The sequence below is a fragment of the Desulfomarina sp. genome (assembly GCF_054039375.1).
Map to the genome: position 1 here is coordinate 1 of NZ_JBPLBA010000166.1, position 20,235 is coordinate 20,235.

The 20,235-nt window shown below is 48.7% G+C and carries 21 protein-coding genes; 11 read left to right on the plus strand and 10 right to left on the minus strand.

Translation table 11 applies throughout. The features are described 5' to 3' along the window. Positions 1-14 precede the first annotated feature (14 nt). The 9 genes from ACXLDX_RS09760 (at position 15) to ACXLDX_RS09800 (ending at position 9,241) form a co-directional block, all read left to right on the plus strand. On the plus strand, positions 15-845 hold the full coding sequence (locus ACXLDX_RS09760; protein ID WP_457577011.1) for a phosphate ABC transporter substrate-binding protein: 831 nt from the start codon (positions 15-17) through the stop codon (positions 843-845). Beyond that, a complete protein-coding gene (gene pstC / locus ACXLDX_RS09765; protein WP_457576992.1) occupies positions 842-1,696 on the plus strand; it encodes a phosphate ABC transporter permease subunit PstC in 855 nt (284 codons plus the stop codon). Before ACXLDX_RS09760 ends, pstC begins: the two co-directional genes overlap by 4 nt. Positions 1,697-1,869: 173 nt before the next feature. Beyond that, positions 1,870-2,745 carry a phosphate ABC transporter permease PstA gene (pstA, locus tag ACXLDX_RS09770; protein WP_457576993.1) on the plus strand — a complete coding sequence of 292 codons (876 nt, stop codon included), beginning with the start codon at positions 1,870-1,872 and terminating at the stop codon, positions 2,743-2,745. Positions 2,746-2,832: 87 nt separating this feature from the next. Then, a complete protein-coding gene (locus ACXLDX_RS09775; protein WP_457576994.1) occupies positions 2,833-3,543 on the plus strand; it encodes a phosphate ABC transporter ATP-binding protein in 711 nt (236 codons plus the stop codon). A 171-nt stretch (positions 3,544-3,714) separates the two neighbouring features. Continuing rightward, on the plus strand, positions 3,715-5,034 hold the full coding sequence (gene ugpB, locus ACXLDX_RS09780; RefSeq protein WP_457576995.1) for a sn-glycerol-3-phosphate ABC transporter substrate-binding protein UgpB: 1,320 nt from the start codon (positions 3,715-3,717) through the stop codon (positions 5,032-5,034). A gap of 176 nt (positions 5,035-5,210) precedes the next feature. Next, the gene (gene ugpA, locus ACXLDX_RS09785) at positions 5,211-6,092 is read left to right on the plus strand and encodes a sn-glycerol-3-phosphate ABC transporter permease UgpA (RefSeq protein ID WP_457576996.1); all 882 of its coding nucleotides are present in this window, start codon (positions 5,211-5,213) and stop codon (positions 6,090-6,092) included. A 2-nt stretch (positions 6,093-6,094) separates the two neighbouring features. After that, on the plus strand, positions 6,095-6,943 hold the full coding sequence (gene ugpE, locus ACXLDX_RS09790) for a sn-glycerol-3-phosphate ABC transporter permease UgpE (protein WP_228854419.1): 849 nt from the start codon (positions 6,095-6,097) through the stop codon (positions 6,941-6,943). 1 nt (position 6,944) lies between these two features. Then, positions 6,945-8,015, plus strand: coding sequence for an ABC transporter ATP-binding protein (locus ACXLDX_RS09795; protein ID WP_457576997.1), 1,071 nt, complete (start codon positions 6,945-6,947; stop codon positions 8,013-8,015). 218 nt (positions 8,016-8,233) lie between these two features. Then, positions 8,234-9,241: an omptin family outer membrane protease gene (locus ACXLDX_RS09800; protein ID WP_457576998.1), complete on the plus strand. Its 1,008-nt coding sequence runs from the start codon at positions 8,234-8,236 to the stop codon at positions 9,239-9,241. Positions 9,242-9,735: 494 nt separating this feature from the next. Here ACXLDX_RS09800 and ACXLDX_RS09805 read toward each other — a convergent pair whose 3' ends face one another. From ACXLDX_RS09805 to ACXLDX_RS09815, 3 genes are read right to left on the minus strand one after another with little or no spacing between them, the layout of a single operon-like run. Further along, positions 9,736-11,121, minus strand: coding sequence for a TolC family protein (locus ACXLDX_RS09805; protein ID WP_457576999.1), 1,386 nt, complete (start codon positions 11,119-11,121; stop codon positions 9,736-9,738). 10 nt (positions 11,122-11,131) lie between these two features. Next, a complete protein-coding gene (locus ACXLDX_RS09810) occupies positions 11,132-12,079 on the minus strand; it encodes an HlyD family secretion protein (protein WP_457577000.1) in 948 nt (315 codons plus the stop codon). 2 nt (positions 12,080-12,081) lie between these two features. Beyond that, on the minus strand, positions 12,082-12,441 hold the full coding sequence (locus ACXLDX_RS09815; RefSeq protein ID WP_457577001.1) for a DUF3302 domain-containing protein: 360 nt from the start codon (positions 12,439-12,441) through the stop codon (positions 12,082-12,084). Between the two features lie 173 nt (positions 12,442-12,614). Between ACXLDX_RS09815 and ACXLDX_RS09820 the strand changes: the two genes are divergently transcribed. Together ACXLDX_RS09820 and ACXLDX_RS09825 are read left to right on the plus strand one after the other, a co-directional pair. Next, the gene (locus ACXLDX_RS09820) at positions 12,615-13,733 is read left to right on the plus strand and encodes a glycosyltransferase family 4 protein (RefSeq protein WP_457577002.1); all 1,119 of its coding nucleotides are present in this window, start codon (positions 12,615-12,617) and stop codon (positions 13,731-13,733) included. Continuing rightward, positions 13,730-14,908 (plus strand): glycosyltransferase family 4 protein, encoded by a 1,179-nt coding sequence (locus ACXLDX_RS09825; RefSeq protein ID WP_457577003.1) that lies wholly within the window; start codon positions 13,730-13,732, stop codon positions 14,906-14,908. The genes ACXLDX_RS09820 and ACXLDX_RS09825 overlap by 4 nt, the downstream gene beginning before the upstream one ends. Positions 14,909-14,931: 23 nt before the next feature. On the opposite strand, the gene ACXLDX_RS09830 is transcribed toward ACXLDX_RS09825, so the two are convergent. The 7 genes from ACXLDX_RS09830 to ACXLDX_RS09860 form a co-directional block, all read right to left on the minus strand. After that, entirely contained in the window at positions 14,932-15,372 is a 441-nt protein-coding gene (locus ACXLDX_RS09830) for a VOC family protein (RefSeq protein ID WP_457577004.1), read from the minus strand. A 70-nt stretch (positions 15,373-15,442) separates the two neighbouring features. After that, complete coding sequence (locus tag ACXLDX_RS09835) at positions 15,443-16,138, minus strand: TIGR04283 family arsenosugar biosynthesis glycosyltransferase (RefSeq protein ID WP_457577005.1); 696 nt, start codon at positions 16,136-16,138, stop codon at positions 15,443-15,445. Beyond that, positions 16,138-16,773: a TIGR04282 family arsenosugar biosynthesis glycosyltransferase gene (locus ACXLDX_RS09840; protein WP_457577006.1), complete on the minus strand. Its 636-nt coding sequence runs from the start codon at positions 16,771-16,773 to the stop codon at positions 16,138-16,140. The genes ACXLDX_RS09835 and ACXLDX_RS09840 overlap by 1 nt, the downstream gene beginning before the upstream one ends. Positions 16,774-16,783: 10 nt before the next feature. Beyond that, entirely contained in the window at positions 16,784-17,824 is a 1,041-nt protein-coding gene (locus ACXLDX_RS09845; RefSeq protein ID WP_457577007.1) for an aminoglycoside phosphotransferase family protein, read from the minus strand. After that, positions 17,821-18,852 (minus strand): ABC transporter ATP-binding protein, encoded by a 1,032-nt coding sequence (locus ACXLDX_RS09850; protein ID WP_457577008.1) that lies wholly within the window; start codon positions 18,850-18,852, stop codon positions 17,821-17,823. Before ACXLDX_RS09850 ends, ACXLDX_RS09845 begins: the two co-directional genes overlap by 4 nt. Continuing rightward, a complete protein-coding gene (locus tag ACXLDX_RS09855; RefSeq protein WP_457577009.1) occupies positions 18,852-19,637 on the minus strand; it encodes an ABC transporter permease in 786 nt (261 codons plus the stop codon). Before ACXLDX_RS09855 ends, ACXLDX_RS09850 begins: the two co-directional genes overlap by 1 nt. Next, positions 19,634-20,235: ABC transporter permease (locus tag ACXLDX_RS09860; protein WP_457577010.1), on the minus strand; the 602-nt coding region annotated here is incomplete at its 5' end. The genes ACXLDX_RS09855 and ACXLDX_RS09860, both read right to left, overlap by 4 nt.

Genomic DNA, 20,235 nt, shown 5'->3' on the forward strand with positions numbered 1-20,235 from the left:
CAGAAGGATATGACATGAAAGGAAAATTATTTTTTGTTCTCTATGTGATTGCGTTGGTTTTTATTGTCAATGGCGGAAGTTACGCGGCTGATCTGGATATGTTCAGAGGGCAGCGGGGTGAAATCAATATCGCCGGAGGAACGGCTCACATTCCCGTGATGAAAGAGGCCGCATCCCGTATCATGCGGTTATACCCGGATATCAGGATCAGTGTCGCCGGCGGCGGCTCTGGTGTCGGTATCAAGCAAGTGGGGGAAGGATTGGTGGATATCGGGAATTCCGGCAGAAAGCCCGGAAAAGAGGAAATCGAACGTTATGGTCTGAAGTTGTTCAAATGGGGGATTGACGGTGTCGGCATTATTGTGAACCCGGCCAACCGGGTGAGGTCTTTGAGTGAAGAGCAGGTGCAGGATATTTTTGCTGGAAGGATTGTATCCTGGAAAGATGTGGGTGGAGAAAATCGTAAGATCAATCTTTATACCAGGGACTTGGCAAGTGGTACTCGCGCGGTCTTTTGGAAAAAGGCTCTTAATAAAGGCACTATATCGCAGGATGCTGATTTTGTTGTCTCAAACGGGGCGATGAAGGCTGCTGTTTCCCAGGACCCGTATGGCGTCGGATATGTTTCCGTCGGTTATATGGATGATTCGGTTGCCCCGGTTGCCATTAATGGTGTTGAGCCGAACCTGCAAAATGTGAAATCAGGTAAATTCCCCATTGCCAGAGGACTTTTCAGCAATACCAGGGGGGAGCCGACCGGATTGACCAAAACCTTTATTGATTACCTGTTTTCCCGCGAAGGCCAGGAAATAGTGGCCCAAAAGGGTTTTGTTCCGGTGAAATGATCCGGAAACGTGGGAGAATCATTGAGAAATTGTTTTTTCTTGCCGCTTTTTTCAGTGGTTTAACAACTTTTTCTATTTTTGCGTTTTTGATCGTTCTGGCCCTGCCGCTTTTTTCGGGGGGGAGTTTTTTTTCTATAGTCGTACATCCATGGGCCCCATATTCCGGTCAGTTCGGTGTTTATCCCATGGCGACAGGTACGTTGATTATTTCAGTGTTGAGCATGGTACTCGCCTTTCCTTTGAGTTTTGGTTGTGCCATGCTGATCCATGTGGAGAGCAGGTATAAAATCAGCCGACTGCTTCGTGGAACGGTGGAAATGATGACCTCCATTCCCACCGTTATTTATGGTTTTGTCGGTATTTTTTTATTGGTTCCCCTGGTGCGGGAACTCTTCAAAGCCGGTTCGGGGTTCTGTCTGTTTACCGCGTCAATCATGCTGGCACTTCTTGTGTCGCCCACCATGATCCTTTTATTCTGTGATGCCTTTGCAAGGGTTCCACGCTCCTATGGAGATGCTGTTCTGGCAGTGGGCGGGACAGAGATGCAGAAATTTCTGTACGTTGTCCTGCCCCATTCGTGGCCGGGAATGATGACGGGGGTTGTTCTGTCACTTGGCAGGGCATTAGGTGATACTTTAATTGCGTTGATGCTGGCCGGCAATGCAATCCGGGTTCCCCATTCCATATTTGATTCCGCCAGGACACTTACGTCGCATATTGCCCTGGTCTTTGCCGCAGATTATGACAGTATGGAATTCAAGGCCATTTTTTCCTGCGGTATTCTGCTCTATATTTTCAACACATTGCTCGTGATGATAGTCCGTTATATCGCAAAGAGACGTAAAACGTAACTGATCATAGGGACAGTAACTTTATGATTTTATTAGCTTTGAACTGTGATTGCTCACAGGTGCCGCAGATTTTCGCAGGCTCTTTTGTTTGCTATAGCCTACCTATGCGGACAAAAGAGACCGTGAAAAGCTGGGGTACCTGTGAGCAATTACCGTAAAACAGGTGTGTATTAATGGCACAGTTCAGGGGAAAAGCAATCAGGTTGTTTTCCTGGATATGCGGTATTGTTCTGCTTTCTGCCATTTTCTTTGTACTGGGCTATCTGTTTGTGAACGGGTTCCAGAGTTTGACGCCGGAACTTCTTTTTGGTACGACACCTCCTCTGGATGCTCTTTTCTTCAGGCGACAGGTTTTCGACGGTCTGTTTCCCGCTTTACTGGGAACCTTTTTCCTGGTTTTTCTTTCTGTCTGCTGGGCGGTTCCGGTGGGTATTGCAGCCGGGATTTATCTGGCTGAATACGCCCATGGGTCAATTCGCAGAATTCTTGATTTCCTGATTGATATCATGGCCGGTCTGCCCTCTATTGTCATCGGTCTTTTCGGGTTTTCGGTGACAATTTTCCTCAATAAAAATTTTAATGGCCATATACGGCCCTGTCTCTTTATTTCGAGTATTGCCCTGGCCTTTCTTGTTCTTCCTTATATTATTCGCACAACCCAGTCATCTTTTGAAGCTCTTCCCCTTTCCCTGCGAATGACCGCCCTTTCCCTGGGGGCAGACAGACTGCAGAACATTGTTCATGTATTGCTTCCTGCGGCATTGCCGGGAATCATCAGCGGGGTTGTGTTGGCGGTAGGCCGTTGCGCTGAAGATACCGCAGTCATTATGCTCACAGGTGCGGTGGCATCAGCCGGTGTGCCCCGGTCACTGCTGTCCCATTACGAAGCACTTCCATTTTATATTTATTATATTTCATCACAATATACAGACAGGGAGGAGCTGGCCACCGGATACGGGGCTGCAATCATTCTTCTCTTGACCTGTCTTGTTTTTTTCAGCTTGTCTTTTGTCATCAGGAGAAGGGTTCAACGGAATTTGTTGTTTTGATCTGCCCCGTTTTCCTGATCATGTAGATTTTGAAGGACCCGATCAGGGTGAAATATCTGTCAGTTGTATGGTTTCTGGGAAAACAATATGGTGAAGTCAATTAAAATAAAAACAAGGAATGTTTCATTTTCCTACAACAACCGAATGATTCTAAACAATGCTTCGATGGATTTTATCGAAAATCGTATTACAGCCATTGTCGGTCCGTCCGGTTCAGGAAAATCCACGTTTCTTCTTACCCTCAACCGGTTGTGGGAATCGATTCCGGCCTGCAGGCTACAGGGGAAAGTCGAGATACAATTTAATAATCGTTTTGATGATATTTATCAGAAACAGTACGAGGTAACTTCGTTGCGCAGGAAGGTCGGCATGGTTTTTCAGGCACCCAATCCTCTGCCGATGAGTATCTATGAAAATATTGTATTTCCGCTTAAACTGGCAGGAAAAAACAACAGGGAAAAGGAACACTACATTGTGGAAAAATACCTGCGGAAGGTGGGGCTCTGGAGAGAAGTCAACGACCGGCTCACCACATCTGCCCTGCAACTTTCAGGGGGGCAGCAGCAGCGACTCTGTATTGCCAGGGCTCTGGTGCTGCAACCGGAAGTGATCCTGCTTGATGAGCCCACTTCATCACTGGATTCCGATGCTGCAGGGTTGATTGAAGAGCTTCTGATACAGCTGAAAGATCAATGTACGGTTCTGGTGGTGTCCCATTATCATGACCAGGTGAGGCGGATAGCCGATTCCGTTGTTGCTTTGCAGAATGGAGAACTGAATATTGTCAACGGTCGTTGAAGGAGATTTTGGGCGGATTATTTGTGAAAAAGGTCTCAGCCGAAGGTTTTCAGATTAAGATTGCAGGGAGTTGTAACAAAACTTTGCAATTTTTCTAATAAAATGCAAATATCCAGGTTGTACGGTCATAGTAACGTTTCAATAAATTAAAATTATCCAGGAGAATGTACCATGACAAATCTGAGAGTGTTTTTAGGAGCTGTTGCTGCAACTGCAACGTTTACGGTAGCCCAGGCAACGGTCAGTTTTGCCGCAACTGAAATCCAATGGTGGCATGCCATGGGTGGGGTAAACGGTGAGCGGGTGAACAAAATTGCCGATGATTTTAACGCGACCCAGTCTGACTATAAGATTGTACCGGTCTACAAGGGAAATTACACGGAAACCATGACAGCCGCAATTGCGGCATTCAGGGCAAAACAGCAACCCCATATTGTTCAGGTGTTTGAGGTTGGCACAGCGACGATGATGGCTGCAAAGGGTGCTGTCTATCCGGTGGAAGATGTGATGAAAGATGCCGGTGTTCCCTTTGACAAGTCAGATTATCTGCCGGCGGTTATCAGTTATTACCAGACTTCCGAGGGAAAACTCCTTTCCATGCCGTTCAACAGTTCCACGCCGGTTCTCTGGTATAACAAGGATGCACTTGCAAAAGCCGGAGTAAAGGATGTTCCCAGAACCTGGCCGGAAATGGAAGCGGCTTCCCGGAAAGTACTTGATGCCGGTTATAAATGTGGTTTTTCCTTTGGCTGGCAGTCGTGGGTCATGCTCGAGAACTTCAGCGCCTGGCACAATATTCCGCTGGGAACCAGGGAAAATGGCTTTGCCGGGCTTGATACTGAATTCACCTTTAATAATAAGCATGTAAAAAGAGTAATGAACGATGTGAGCCGGTGGCAGAAAAGCTCCATCTTTCAGTATGGGGGACGCAGGGGTGACAGTCTGCCCATGTTCACCAACGGTGAATGTGCCATGTGGTTGAATTCTTCCGCATACTATGGTGGTATCAAGAAGCAGGCAAAATTTGAATTCGGTCAGGCCATGCTGCCCTATTATCCGGACATTATTGATAAACCCCAGAATTCAATAATCGGCGGTGCAACTTTATGGGTTCTCCGCGGTCATAAACAGGGTTCCTATAAAGGTGTGGCTCAGTTCCTCAGTTATCTTTCTTCTCCCGATGTTCAGGCCTGGTGGCACCAGGAAACAGGGTATGTTCCCATAACGAAAGCCGCTTATGAATTGAGTAGGAAGCAGGGTTTCTACGAGAAAAATCCGGGGACGGATACAGCTATCAAACAGTTGAGTCTCAATCAACCGACGCCCAACTCCCGTGGTATTCGTTTTGGTAATTTTGTCCAGGTGCGTGATATTATCAATGAGGAGATGGAGACCATCTGGAATGGAACCAAAACAGCAGACCAGGCCATGGATGATGCGGTCATGCGTGGCAATAAACTGTTGAGAAAATTCGAGAAGGCGAATAAATAGACGGCAGGTTTTTATTTATTCATTGGACCCGGCCTGACTGTATTTTCAAAATTCCCTGCAGGCACGGCCCGCAGACAAGGTTGCGGGTGCAGGCCGGGTTTCGTACGTAATTCAGAAATCATGAAATAATGGACGGCATTGCCATCAAAGGCTCATCTATTCAGGGTCATTAAAATATGATAAAAAGAGTCCATTTTAAACCGTCTCCGCTGCCATATATCCTGGTGGCACCTCAGCTGATCATCACTCTTGTCTTTTTTATCTGGCCGGCAAGCCAGGCCGTCTACCAGAGCCTTCTTGTCCAGGATGCCTTTGGTCTCAGTACTGATTTTGTCTGGTTTGATAACTTCAAAGAACTTTTCAGTGATGCTTATTATATGCAGGCCTTCAGGCGCACCATCTATTTTTCGTTCATGGTCGCTTTTTCCTCCCTGTCCATCTCCCTGATTCTTGCGGCCATGGCTGATAGGGTGATCAAGGCCGCATCGGTGTACAGAACGCTTCTTATCTGGCCATATGCCGTGGCACCTGCAGTGGCCGGTGCCCTGTGGATGTTCATGTTTGATCCCACTATCGGGGTTGTTGCCTATATGCTCGATTTTTTCAATTTCGAATGGAATCATCGTCTCTACGGCAGTCATGCCATGGCCCTGATTGTGGTTGCCGCCGCCTGGAAACAGATCAGCTATAATTTTCTGTTTTTCTTTGCTGGTATGCAGGCTATTCCCCGCTCCCTGATTGAAGCGGCGGCTATTGATGGCGCCGGTCCGGCAAGGCGTTTCTGGACCATTATTTTTCCTCTTATTTCCCCGACAACCTTTTTCCTCCTGGTCATGAACATTATTTATGCTTTTTTTGATACATTTGGTATCGTGCATGCGGTGACCAAGGGCGGACCTGGAAAGGCAACGGAGATTCTTGTCTACAAAGTTTATAACGACGGTTTTATAGGTCTTGACCTGGGCGGTTCCGCGGCCCAGTCTGTAATTCTTATGGTTATCGTGATTGGCCTTACCGTCATTCAGTTCCGTTATATTGAACGCAAGGTGGAGTACTGATCATGATTGAGCAGCGTCCCGTAACGACGGTGGTAAGTCACCTGGTTCTGATCATTGGTGTTTTGCTGGTAGCTTTTCCCATCTGGATCACTTTTGTTGCGGCCAGCCATGATGCTGTCCGCATGACTCAGGTTCCCCTGCCTCTTCTGCCGGGAACCCATTTTTTCGACAATCTTCGTGATGCCCTGGTCAGGGGAGTTGGTAATGCCAGGGAGCAGTCAGTGGGGCTGATGCTGATCAATTCGCTGGTGATGGCGATGATGATCGCCTGCGGGAAGATAGCCATTTCTCTCCTGTCGGCCTTTGCCATTGTCTATTTTAAATTTCCCCTGCGGATGACATTTTTCTGGCTGATTTTCATCACTCTTATGCTGCCTGTGGAAGTACGTATTCTGCCAACATTTGAAGTTGTGGCCAATCTTCACATGCTCAATTCATACTGGGGATTGACCATACCGTTGATTGCCTCTGCTACGGCAACCTTCATGTTTCGCCAGGCGTTTCTTACGGTGCCTGACGAGCTGCTTGAGGCCGCGCGGATTGATGGAGCCGGGCCCATGCGTTTCTTCTGGGATATCCTGCTCCCCATTTCCCGAACCAATATTGCAGCTCTTTTTGTGATTCTTTTTATCTACGGCTGGAACCAGTATCTCTGGCCCCTGCTGATAACCACCGACAAGGATATGTATACCATTGTCATGGGGATAAAGCAGATGCTTGAAGCCGCGGAAGAGGCGCCGGAATGGCATCTGATCATGATGACCACCCTGCTTGCCATGCTGCCGCCGATTGTGGTTGTGGTGGGAATGCAGAAACTATTTATTAAAGGTTTGACGGAAACGGAGAAGTAGCGTGGCTCGAGTAATACTTGAAAATGTTGTCAAGGTTTTTGATAAGACGGAAGTGATTCACCGGATAAACGGTGTCTTTGAAGATGGCCAGTTTATTGTTATCGTGGGGCCTTCCGGCTGCGGGAAGTCGACGGTATTGAGGATGATCGCGGGACTCGAAGAGGTGAGCGGTGGAACCGTTACAATCGGGGATCGTGTTGTCAATAACGTTGAGCCGAAGGATCGTGAGATTGCCATGGTTTTTCAGAATTATGCCCTTTATCCTCATATGACCGTGTTTAATAACATGGCCTATGGACTTAAACTCCAAAAGCTGGGAAAGGATGAGATCAAAAAGAGGGTGGATGAAGCGGCTTCTCTTCTTCAGTTGACGGAGTTTTTAAAACGAAAGCCGCGTCAGCTTTCCGGAGGCCAGCGCCAGCGCGTGGCCATGGGCAGGGCACTTGTCCGCAAACCGGCTGTTTTTCTTTTTGATGAACCCCTTTCCAATCTGGATGCCAAATTGCGTCACCAGATGCGGGTTGAACTGAAAAAACTGCACAGAGGGTTGGGAACAACCATGATTTATGTGACCCATGATCAGGTGGAAGCCATGACCCTGGCCGACAGGATTGTGGTCATGAATGACGGCAATATTGAGCAGATCGGCACCCCTGACGAGATTTACCATAATCCGGCTTCAAGGTTTGTGGCCGGTTTCATAGGTTCTCCCCCCATGAATTTTCTTCAGGCAAGGGTTGTGGGGAAAGAAGAAATTGAATTTCTTGATAAAACCCGTCTTGTCCTGCCCGATCGGCAGCTTCCGGTGGAAGGCGAGGTGGTTATCGGTATCAGGCCGGAAAAAATCAGGCTGTTTTCTGAAGAAAAAGATGGGCGCATTAAACTGAAAATAGAGCTGGTGGAAAAACTTGGTGCCGGAGAACTGCTTTACAGCCGCATAGGGGAGGAATCAATCGTAGTTACCCTGGCTGAAGATTCCGCTGTGGAGGCTGAAACCTGCTGGGCTGAGTTTTCACCCGGTGATCTCTATTTGTTTTCCAGGGAGGCCGATGGAAGGATTATGCAGGGGTGATTGACCTGTCTTAAACGACATTATAGGTAAGTATAAGAAATTTCCTTTGATTTTTTCTGTTTCTTATGCATAATATATACATCGGTTTGTTATGATTTTTATTGCAACCTCCATTTTATTTGGCGGTTTGTCTGCCGTTACAGTTCAGAGGTAATAAAATCACAGAGTTTTGACCCTGTGAGCAGTTACTTATTATTTATTATTGACAGAGGTTAAAGATGACATTGAAAGGGAAAAAATGTGTTTTACCGGCGTTTCTGTTTTTCTGCGGGGCCCTTCTTCCGGTGGCTGGAAATGTGCAGGCAGCCGGTGTGGCTGTACAACCCGCGGGAATGGACAAAAAAGTAGAGAAAAAGACAACTATCCAGATCAATCAGAATGTAGTTGTTGTCAGCGGCAGAATGTCGCTGGGATGGATACATGGTGATTCCAATGAACTGGTCTATGATCCTGCTACGGGGCGGAAGATGAGTGAACTGAACTGGGAGATCGACAATGTCTATATGCTTGGTTTTGGTGGTTCGCTTTCCCCCCTGTCCTGGTTGAATTTCAACGCTGACATCTGGTTCCGGGTCAATGACGGTGACGGGGAAATGAATGATTATGACTGGTTCCTCGACAGACCGGAATATACTCACTGGTCAAATCATCCGGATACGGATCTTACCACCGGATTGATGTTTGATATCAATGCTGAAATGACCTTTTATAAAGTTATGGGCACAAAGTTTTTCGGTATTGCCGGTTTTAAATACGATAACTGGGAATGGGAATCCTTTGGTGGCGATTATGTTTACTGGGGAGTTTCAGGCAGTTTTCCTGACGGGCAGAATGTCATTACTTATGAACAGAAATTTTATACTCCATATGTAGGTCTCGGTTTCAAATCCGATCTCAGCGAAACACCGATCACATTCAGCGGCAGAATTATCGGCAGTACCTTTGTCACTGCCGAGGATAAGGATCAGCATCACCTGAGAAACCTTGTCTTTGAAGAGGATTTTGATTCCGGCAACATGTTCGCGATTGATCTGTCGGGGGCGTATCATTTCACCGATCAACTTTCCCTGCTGGTGTCCTACCATTTTCAACGATACGATGAGATGAAAGGGGAAACGACCATAACCAACCTTACAACCGGAGCGGTGACAAAAGTAGATGGTGATGCTGCCGGAATTGATCATTCCTCAGGTATGCTGTCTTTGAGTGCTGTGTATACCTTCTGAGTTAGTGTCTGTCCAGAAATGAGGACTTTTGTTCGAGATCAAGGCGCACGGGAAATTTTACAGCAGGCATATAATTGATATCGGAGTCTACGCTTACCTCCGAGGATAAAATTATTCTGGCAACGCAGATATCGGGCAAAAAGACCAACTATGGACAGGCACAACCTAGTGTCCCGTCAACACTGCTCTGATGTATCTTGCTTGTCCTTTTTCGCGCCATCCCGCCTGCGGCTTATGTTACATAGCTCAACTATGTGCTTAAAGCCGCAGGCCATCGAGCCAAAGGTCTAATCTACAAGGCAACCTGATGATGGATTCCCTCCCCCCCCCATTTTTATCTGAAAATCAGCGACTGAAAGTTGTACTGTCGCAGGCGGGTTCTTCATAGGCTTTTTGTACCCACTGGGCATAAATGGTTGAGCCATAGCATCCGGCCATGCCGGTTATCTGTTTGCATTGACACGTCGGCTGGTTGTCTGTCAGGGGATTCAGTGTTATTTTTCCTGTTCAAAACTCCCACCAAGGGCGAGGTGGAGCTTGACCCTGTTGACAAGGCGTTTTCCGGCTATATCCAACCTGGCAATCCGGGACTCAATCCATTTTTCCTGGACGGTCAGGACGTCCAGAAACGGAATCTTCCCTATTTCATACTGTTTGACCATCAGGGCATTGGCTTTTTTGTTTTCATTGACCTCGATCTGCAGATATTCTTCCCGCTTCATCAGGTGATTTTCCGCAGCAAGGAGTTCTTCCACTTCTTTGAAGGCACGTAAGGCTGTCTGGGCATATTCTGCAATGGCCTTTTTCTGGTTGGCAGTTGCAGTATCAATCCGCCCCTCAATGGCTCCTCCCGTATATAATGGAGCGAAAATACCGGCTGTAAGTCCGGCAATTGCATCAGTGAGTGAATTGATACCGATTCCAAGGGAAAAGCGAAACCGTGGTAGATGAAGAAGTTCAGCCTCTCTCTGCAGATGAAAAGTGGCAGCGACAATGTGCTCTGCTGCCGTGAGATCCGGCCTGCGTTCCAGTATTTCAGATGGAATTCCCGCCGGAATTGGCGGAGGTACTGCGACCAGCCGGTCTGCGGTGGCAAGATCGGCAGAAGGGTAGCGGCCCAGGAGCAGTTCAAGGCTTCTCAAGAAATTTTCATAGGCCGATTGAGCAGTTCTTGCGGCTTCTTCTGCTTTGGCTACATTTCCCCTGGCAAGGTGGGTGTCTAGCTTTGATCCCTGGCCGATTTTTTCCCTGGCTTCAGCGATCTCAAGATTTTTTCGGCGGAGCTTTACAACTTCCTGCGCAAATCTATTCTGGAGTTTGGCTGTAATAGCAAGAAACCAGCCGTTTGCGGTTGCCGCAGCCAGAGACTGCCGGGCAAACTTGAAGTCGGAGGCGGAGGCCAGAGCGGCTTCTTTGCTTGCTGTTACTCCGGTACGAATACGGCCCCAGACGTCAGCTTCCCACGACACTCCCAGTCCCACCGAGCCAAGATTGTCAAGTCCATCTGAACGCCGTTCCTGGTAACGACCCGCAAGACCGACTGTCGGCTTCAGCTTTGCTTCTGCCTGTCTGACAAGGCTGTTTGCTTCGTCAACACGGGCTTCGGAAATTTTCAGACCGGGGTTTTTCGCAAGGGCTTCGTTTACAAGTTTTTCAAGTTCGGGATCTTTAAAATTTTTCAGCCAGTCGTCTTTAATTTTACCGCTTTCGGTGCTGCCGGCAAAACTGTCGGGTATTTTTTGCCGTATATTTTCTCCCTTGATGGATGCGACCGCTTTTGTGTGAGTTGCAATTTGCCCGAAACATCCTGAAAGGTAGAAAACCAGGCCGGAACACAGCATGGGAAAAAGAAAAACTGTTTTTATTGTCTTTTTTTGCATATTACCTCGATCAATGAAAGTGGAGAAAGTTCCGCCAGCTTTCCATACGCAGCAGGACTTTTCGTATAATCTGCACATGATGCCACCTCTCGCTGTAGACGGCGACAACCGCATCACTTCCCATGGGTACGAAAAAATCATCCATGTTGCTGTCAATCTGTATTATTACGGGAATCTGTCCCTCGGGAAGCTGTCTGCTGAGCGAAAGCATATTGCTTCCCGGAGCAAGTTCCCCCTCGGCCAGAGCATCCAGGATTTTCACTACATGAGCTTGAAACACCCTGCCGGGAATACCCGGGAAAATAACCTCCGCATGGTTGCCGGATTTGATGTTCTGCATGGGCTGCTGGGTAAAACCGGCAATAAAGGTCTGTGTATCGGTATTGACAAAGGTCATTACGGGGAACATTGGAAACGGAACGGCCATCATGCCGGGGCGGGCCCGCAGATGGGTGACAAAACCAGTCCCAGGTGCTTTGATTACGCAGTTTTCCAGGTCAAAATTTGCTTTAATCAGTTGTGCTTCAAGACTTTTGACTTCTTTCTCATATTTCTCAACATCGAATTTTGCTCCGCCTGCAACCCTGACAAGTTCTTTTGATTGCGCCAGTCTAGTCCTGGCGAAGTCCAGTTGTGCGTTTAAATCATCCACACGTCCCTGGAATGGTGTCGGATCGATTTTTACCAGTATGTCTCCCTGCCGCAGGGGAGAGTTCTGTTTGACAGGTACTTCAATGATTTTTCCCTGAATATTTGCGACAATGGGTGTTGTTATAAAATATGATCTTGCGTTTTGGGACGCGGGGTGAAAATAGGCCATGCCCGCAAGAAGTGTTCCCATCATAATTATGGCACCAAGCACTACGGTGGTTATTGACCATTTATTGACGGGAATTTTAAACAGCTTAAATATTATCCAGCAGCAGGTGAAGTAGGAGAGAAGTAAGAGTGTTTCCATGTTCAGTTCACCTCTGTCAGTTTGAGTGCCTTCTCCAGGGCTGAAATCCGTGATTTCAGTGACTCTATTTCTTTCTGTTCAGGCGTGGTAGAAGGATCGTCTGCTGTTTTTCCCCCGGAATGTAATCCCCATCCTATTTTCGGGTTGTAGAGTGTCGCCCAGATCCAGAGGAACGGCCAGATTGTATGGAGGAGAAAAAGACTGACCCATCCGGCAGTATGGATTGCATCCTGGTGGGGATGATTTCTTTTCTTTGCTATTTCAAAAGGAATGTCATGGATATAAATAATAGCATAGAGAAAGGTAATCGCGACAGTTATCAACATGCAAAGGGCAAAGTAGTCGAGAAGTCTGTTTTCCATTACGGGCCTCCGAAAAAAAGATTGTTTTCTGTTGATCGGGCTGAATACTGTACGTAGTCAGAATACTGAATAATATCCTATCCGGTCTAAATAGCGAAAAGAAATTTTGTGTTTTTTAGAGAAGACAATTTGTCTATATTCAACTGTGTGGAGTATTGAAAAGGAGAATCCGATTGCGAATTCTGTTTGTTGCACCCAATATACCGATTCCCGGCACCCATGGCGGATCGACCCATGTCACTGAAGTTGTCAGGGCTCTTCGCCGGGAGAATGAGGTTCTGCTTCTGGCCCGACGGGGATCCACGGGCAAGGGCGTTGCAGGAGTTGGCGGGAGGCTGTTGCCGGGGCCGTTACGTTTCCTGCTGCCCCTTGTCCACTTTCCCACCGCCTGGAAATACGCCATAGCTTTTCGGCCGGATGTGATTTACGAGCGTTTCAGTGCTTTCGGGCTTGGCACGATTCTGGGAAAAAGGCTGGGAATCCCTGTGGTGGCCATGGTACTTGACAAAAGTGCGGCACCGGTCACCTACAGGTGGGCTGACAGGCTTATTACCACAGCTCCGCACCTGGTGCCGGAAAAATACGGGGACAAGGTGGAAAAGGTCTGCTGGGGTGCCAATATCGAGATCTTTCATCCCGACAATAACGGATCATATGTTCGGCAAAGACATGGAATAGATGGCAAGGAGTTCCTGATCGGTTACATGGGAGCATTCTATCCATGGCACGGTCTTGAAACCCTGGTGGAGGCGGCTGTTCTGCTCGACCGTAATCCACCTGTTGCGGATTTCAGATTTTTGCTCGTGGGCGACGGGCAGACGAGAGGACGGATTGAAAAGCTGGTCCGGGAAAAAGCCCTCGACCACCGTTTTCTTTTTACCGGCAGGGTGGCTTACGATTCCGTGCCGGACTACCTTGCCGCGGTTGATATCTGTGTGGCCCCGTATAATCCTGGAAAACATAAGGAACTCAACAGGCACGGTATGTTTTTTGACCCGTTGAAAGTTTTTGAATCCCTCGCCGCAGGAAAATCGACGATAACCCTTGACAGTAAGAATATGCGGTATCTCTTTGAGGATGGAAAACATGCTCTTCTTGTAAAACCAGGTGACGCGGTCGCGCTGGCAGAGGCGGTGGGCCGGCTTGCAGCCGACGGGGAGCTGCGCGTTCATCTGGGGCGTGAGGGAAGAAAAATTACGGAGACAAAGTATTCATGGCAGGCCCATGGGGATCAACTCTGTCGTATCTTTCACCAGTTACTTGAGTCCGGAAAAGGCCGGAAAACCCGATGAGAATCGTTTTTGATGCGCGTTATATCCGCACCAGTGCTTCGGATGTCCTGCCCGCCGGCGGGATCGGGCGCTATTCCTATCAACTGTTGTGTCGGATGCTGGAGCTTGATGAAGACCTGGAGTTGCTCCTGGTGGTTCCAGCGGAAAACAGGCGGCCGATTTTCGCGGAATCGGAGACGAGAATCCGCGAGGTTTCCTGTCAATATCCCGCCAATTCTTTTTCCACTCTCTATCGGCTGGCTGCAAAGATTGATTTCAGCGACCGGGATCTTTTTCACAGCCCGTTTAACATGATGCCGGGGAAACTGCCCTGTCCTTCGGTGGTGACCCTCCATGATATCATGTGGTTGACACAGCCGAACCTCTGCGCCTGGTTCTGGCCGGAGAGAGTTCTGGTTGGGACACTTTATCAAAAAGGCATCAGGACGGCCCTGTGTCGTGCGGATCATATCATTACAATTTCTGAAGCTTCCGTGAGGGAGATTGTCAGGTATAAACCGGAGATCGCGAACCGTATCAGTGTTATTCACCATGGTATGGAGTCTTTTTTCCGGGAAATTGAACCGGAAAGAGTGGAGACTCTTCTGGCACCTCTCTGGTCGCAAATTGAAACAGGTGGAAAAAAAGAAACAGGGGAAATTGTGCTCTGTGTGGGCCAGGGCTCACCCTACAAAAATCAGGCACGGGCGATAAAGGGATTTCTTGGAGCCTTTGCTGAAAGGGAGGATATCCGGCTTGTGGTGGTGAACCGTTTTCGTCGTTTTGACTGGAAAATGCGACGGTTGATGGCGGGGAAAAGGGCTGGGAAAAAAATCATTTTGCTGGATTCTGTCACCGATGAACAACTGCTGGCTCTCTATAACCGGGCCCGGATTTTTCTTTTTCCCTCCCTGGTCGAGGGGTTTGGTATGCCGCAACTGGAAGCCATGGCCTGTGGAACACCGGTGTTGACTTCCAACAGGGGTGCTCCGGCGGAGATTTCCGGCGGCTGCTCTCTGCTTGTGGATCCTGAAAATGTTGAAGCCATAGCCCATGGTCTGCTTGAGCTTGATCGAAATGAAGGGCTTCGGCGTAAACTGATTGAGGCGGGCAGAAAACGTGTGCGGGATTTTCGCTGGCGGGATGCGGCAGAAAAAACACTGGCCGTCTATCGGACGGTCATGAACAGGAAATAAAGAGCCGGATTACAACCTTTCGGTTATTTTTCGGGATATTCGGCGAGTTCCAGGAGAATATTGTCGGGGCCATGGAAATAAACCAGTTTTTTCCCGGATTTCTGGTAAACGTGAACATCGCTTAAAAAGCGGATTCCGTTCTGTTCCAGTTTCCTGACTTCTTCTTCTATATTGTCAACAGCGAAAGCCAGATGACGAAAACCGGTGCTGTTGGCCCGGCCGATATCGGGGGCTGTGTTTGATTCCGGAGAGTCGTAATGGATGAGTTCGAGTCGTGTTGAGGATCCTGGAAATTCCAGGGCGATATAGTCTGCTTCAACGTTTTCCAGGCCGACAATGGAGCTGATCCACTCTCCCGTGAGATGGGCCCTGTCAATTTCCCTGAAGCCCAGTTGCAGGAAAAACTGTTCTGCCTCCCGAAGATTGGAGACAACGATATTAATGTGGTCCGGTCTGAGAATCATGGTTGATTTCCTGTTTTTTTACAGTCAAGCCGTCCCAGGGACGAAGTCAGAATGGGGCCCATCGATAAAGTCAATGACATTGAGTTACTCCTTTCAGTCGCTGGTAGGTTCTGGCAAGGACCGGCAGGGGTACTCCGCACCGGTAGCCCGCAATAATTATCTGATTGATACATGTTGTCCGGATAATCCCCATGTTGTCCCAGCGGCGGGATGAAGTCGACACGGCTTCTTTCAAGATGTGTATTTTACCCAGTTTTCGGATGGATCGCATGAAAATAAAATCCTCCATAATGGGTACCTCCTGAAAACCTCCGATTCTGTCAATATTCTGTCTGCAGGTGAAAATTCCCTGGTCCCCGTAAGGCATTTTGAAAAAGCGGGAGCGGAGATTGGCGCAGGCCGCAACCATGGCCAGCCGCCGTGACGGGCTGTCGATATGCAGGGAAAATGCTCCGGCCGCATATCCTTTTTCCATGGTTTTCCGGACAGCATCAGGAAAATTATGTGGAAGAACACTATCTCCATGGAGAAAGAGAAGCAGCTCACCTCCGGACACTTCTATTCCACGGTTTAACTGGTGCCCTCTTCCCTGTGAGGAGAGGATGACCCTCGCTCCGAGGTCGGTTGCTGTTTCCCGTGTTTTGTCTTCACTGCCGCCATCGACAACGATCAGCTCCAGGTTTTTTACAGCCGCAAGTCCCGCCAGGGTCTTCGGCAGATGTTTTTCCTCGTTGAGGGTGGGGATGATAATTGAGATAGTCTCCATTACAGCAGTCCTTTTCTTCTGGCGCGGAGAACGTCTTCGGGGCGGTCGATGTCCTGAAGAACGGGAAGAAGAAACACGCTGTACCCGTGCTGTCGCATCCTTTCAAGGGAGAGTTTCAGGACATTTTCCGTTGACCAGGGAATATCGGAAAACAGCAGTTTTCCAAGGTATTCCAGAGAGGCTGTCCGGAGGCCGATCAGGTAGTAGCCACCGTCTGTAACTGGTCCGAAAACCACGTCATGCTCCTCCAGGACGGCAAAACCTTGTTGTAAAATTTCCTTATTGATTTCAGGAATATCACTACCCACGAGCACTGCACGTTTACAGCCTGTTCCGGAAAGCGCAGAGAAGGCCCGGGCCATTTTCAGACCAAGATCTCCGGGGACCTGGGGGTGGAATATAAAATCTTCGCCAAGCCATTTTTTCATCTCACTCTGCTGTGCATCGTCATAGCAGATTGAAAGAGTAACAGGGAATTCTTTTCTGAGCTGCACCATTTCTGCCACCGTCTGTTCAGTCATTGTGCGCTGCAGTTCAGCCGCACCCTTGTCACCAAGGAGGGGGGCCAGCCGTGTTTTTGTGGTAGCCGGTCGTGGGAAACGGGTAAAAAGGATAAGGTGGTTGCAGGTTGTCATGGCAGGGAAATCAGGAGTTCAGGAAGGAGGAAAAGAGGGTGCGGATAAATTCTTCATCCATGTAGCGCTGCAGGGTCTGCCAGGTATCTTTATTTCGGATACCGCTGTATTCCCCCTGGTAGCCGACCCAGGCCATGGCGGACCAGGATATTCCCCTGAGAAGGACAAAAGGAGCCTTGATTCTTATCCTTTCAAGAAGGCTTTTTCGCAGCTTTTCTGACTTGATATGTTCTTTATATTCATTGAAAAAAACTGTGGTATCCCTGTCCGTAAAGCGGTAACCGGTCTTCCAGAGGGTTGTCAGGGGCGAGATAAAATGACAGAGATCACTGGATGGATCATCCAGACGTGCCATTTCCCAATCCACGAGGTGAGTGGTTGCCGTTTTTCTGTTGACTATGAAGTTCCCGGAGTTAACCTCAGTGTTGACAATGGTCAGCCAGGGGTTTTCGATAAAATACTGCTCTTCACCTTTCTTTTTTTCCGCCTGTGCAATTATTTTCTCCAGTAATCTGCAGATCTCAGGGACGGCCAGTTCAGAAGAAAGATACTTTTCAACCAGGTGCAGACATTCTGCAAAAATCGCGCTCAGCGGGCGGGTTTCTCGTATGAGGTGGTTTTTGTCGGGTGGGATAATCTGGTGGATGGCGGCGAAGACGCGGGCACTTTTTTTTATATCCCTGCGGTAGTCCAGCTGACACCCCGGCAAATATTCCATGACTAGAATACCCCGATCGATGATTTTTCTGCTGTCGTCTGCAAAAACGGGTATGGGGGTCACTCCGGAATCTTTTAACAGTTTCAGGGTGTTGAATTCATAGAGAATCTGGTCGTCCCGGTTAATCTGTGTTCCCATATTGACCCGGAAGACCAGGTTTGAAGTTTTTCCCCTGAGCAGATAGTTCAGGTTGTATTCTCCTCTTGCCAGAGGATGGACGGTGAAATCTTCTGCAGAGAGAGTATTCTGCCGGGAAGCAGTGCGGAGATAATGTTCCACCTGATGCTGGTAATGGATAAAAGGATCGTCTGTATTTTCCGTCAATTTTGTCATCTGCTCTCTTCTGGTACTTCCTGAAAATAATGAATCCGTTCTTCCGGGAATTTCAGGTATACATTCTGGCCGGGATGAAAGGACGGCCTCGTGCAGAGGACGGTCAGTCTGTATCCGGGCGAGGTGTAGACATCAATTTTACTCAGTTGTCCTTCAAAATTTATTTTTTCAACTGTCCCTTGAATCCATGATTTACTGAGACTATCCTGCTTCCGACTGTCTGCACTGATCTCAATATCCTCCGGTCGAATGGCAAAGAGTCTTTTTCTCCCGTTTCCAGTATGTTTTGTCAGGAAGGTGTGGCAGGGCAGAATATTATTACAGCCGAAAAAGCGGGCAACATCCTGGTCTGCTGGATGATAGAAAAGTTCCCGGGGTGTTCCGCTCTGTCTCAGTTTCCCGTCAAGGAGCAGACAGACCCGGTCACTGATTGACAGGGCTTCCGACTGGTCATGGGTGACAAAGAGCATGGTAGTTTTTGTCTGGGCCTGCAGGGAACAGATAAGATCACGCATCTGGCCGCGAAGTTCCGGGTCGAGATTGCTGAGGGGCTCATCAAGGAGGAGGATTGCCGGTTCAAGGACCAGTCCCCTGGCAAGCGCAACCCGTTGCTGCTGGCCGCCGGACAACTGGTGAATTTTCCTGGTTTCCAGGCCGTTCAGGCCGGTGATTTTCAGGATTTTTTCAATTTTTGTTCCGGCTGCTTTCCGGTCCGTATGCTTCATTTTCAGACCAAAACCAATGTTCTGGCTTACGTTGAGAAAGGGAAAGAGAAGTGGTTTCTGGAAGATCAGGACAGCATCGCGTTTTTCGGCGGGAAGGTGATTGACACATATGTCGTTAATATAAATTTTTCCGTCAGTCGGAGGCAGAAGTCCGGCTATGGTTTTCAGGATGGTCGTCTTTCCAGCCCCACTTGGGCCGAGAAGGGAGACCAGTTCCCCGTCTTGAATGGAAAGATGAAGATCCCTGATAACAGTGGTAGAACCGTATTGTATCGTCAGCCCTCTTAATGTGAGTCGTTCCATCAGCGGATTCCTTTCAGGCCTGCCCGGCCGAGATAGTGGGCGCTGCCGGTCAGGGCAAGCAGGGCGGGGAAAATAAAAACAAGGCTGACTGCCGCGGCAACCGGTCTGTCTCCACTGGCCATGAGAGAAAAGAGAAGGATCGGCAGAGTCAGCATTTTACCGCCGCCGATGATAAGGGTGCTGAGGTATTGGGACCAGGAAAGCAGAAAAGAAAAAAGGGCGGCAACAACTATGCCCGGCAGAATCATAGGCAGAGTGACCCGGAATAGGATCGTCCGGGGAGACGCACCCAGGGATTGCGCCTGGGCTTCAAAGTCGGGGTTATAATCTGAAAATATTCCCCGCAGAACATAGATGGTATAGGGCAGACAGAAGGTGAGATGGATGAGAACCACGCCGGAGAAAGATTCGGCGAGGTTGATCTTGATAAACCAGAGATGCAGCCCCATGGCAACCGACAGGGGAGGAACGATAATCGGCAGGAGCAGAAAGAGCATCACCGTTTTTTTACCCGGAAAATCATGGAGCGCAAGGGCTCTGCCCGCAGGGATCCCCAGGACCAGTGAAATAACGGCTGTGACAACGGCCAGGAAAAAGCTTGTTGAGAGACTGCCGAGGATCTGGCTGCCCGCCGTGTTGAATACGTAGTGCCAGGCCCGCATGCCGAACTGCTCGGGCATCAGTGACGGATAAAACCATTTTTCTGCAAATGACCAGAGCAGCAGAGGAAGGAAGGGAAATCCCACCGGAATCAGAATGGAGAGCAGCAGGCCGGTTTTCCTCAAGACAGAATTCCCCTTCTCCGGCCGAATTGAATAAGGAGCTGTGAAAGCCAGATGAGAAGGGCCACCAGCGCCGCAATGATCAGTCCGATGGCTATTCCTGCGGGTCTTTCCAGCAGGTCGATGTCACTGTACAGCTTATATCCCCATACCGGCAGGGAGACGGGATAGGTTTTTCCCAGCAGGTAAGGTACCTCAAACGCCCCGAAGGTAAAGGCGAAAACAATGAGAGATGCTCCTCCGAGACTCGGCCAGAGTATGGGCAGGGTGATATGATAAAAGCGCTGAAACGGCGAACCGTTCAGGGTTGCCCCCACTTCATTCAGTTCCGGACCGGTATTGGTCAGGACGGCCAGCAGCATGAAAGTGATAAAGGGTATTTCCTTCCAGATATAGACCATGAGAATACCAAAATTATAGTCATCGTTAATCAGCAGGGGAAATGATGAGGGAGAATCGAGCAGGCCGAAAAAAGAACAGAGTCTGGATATGATCCCCGATGGAGAGAGAAGAAACAGAAAAGAAACCGCCACCACCAGATGAGGGACGGTAAGGGGAATCTGCAGAATGAAATGGAGCAGGCGGCTTTTTTCCGCGCCGT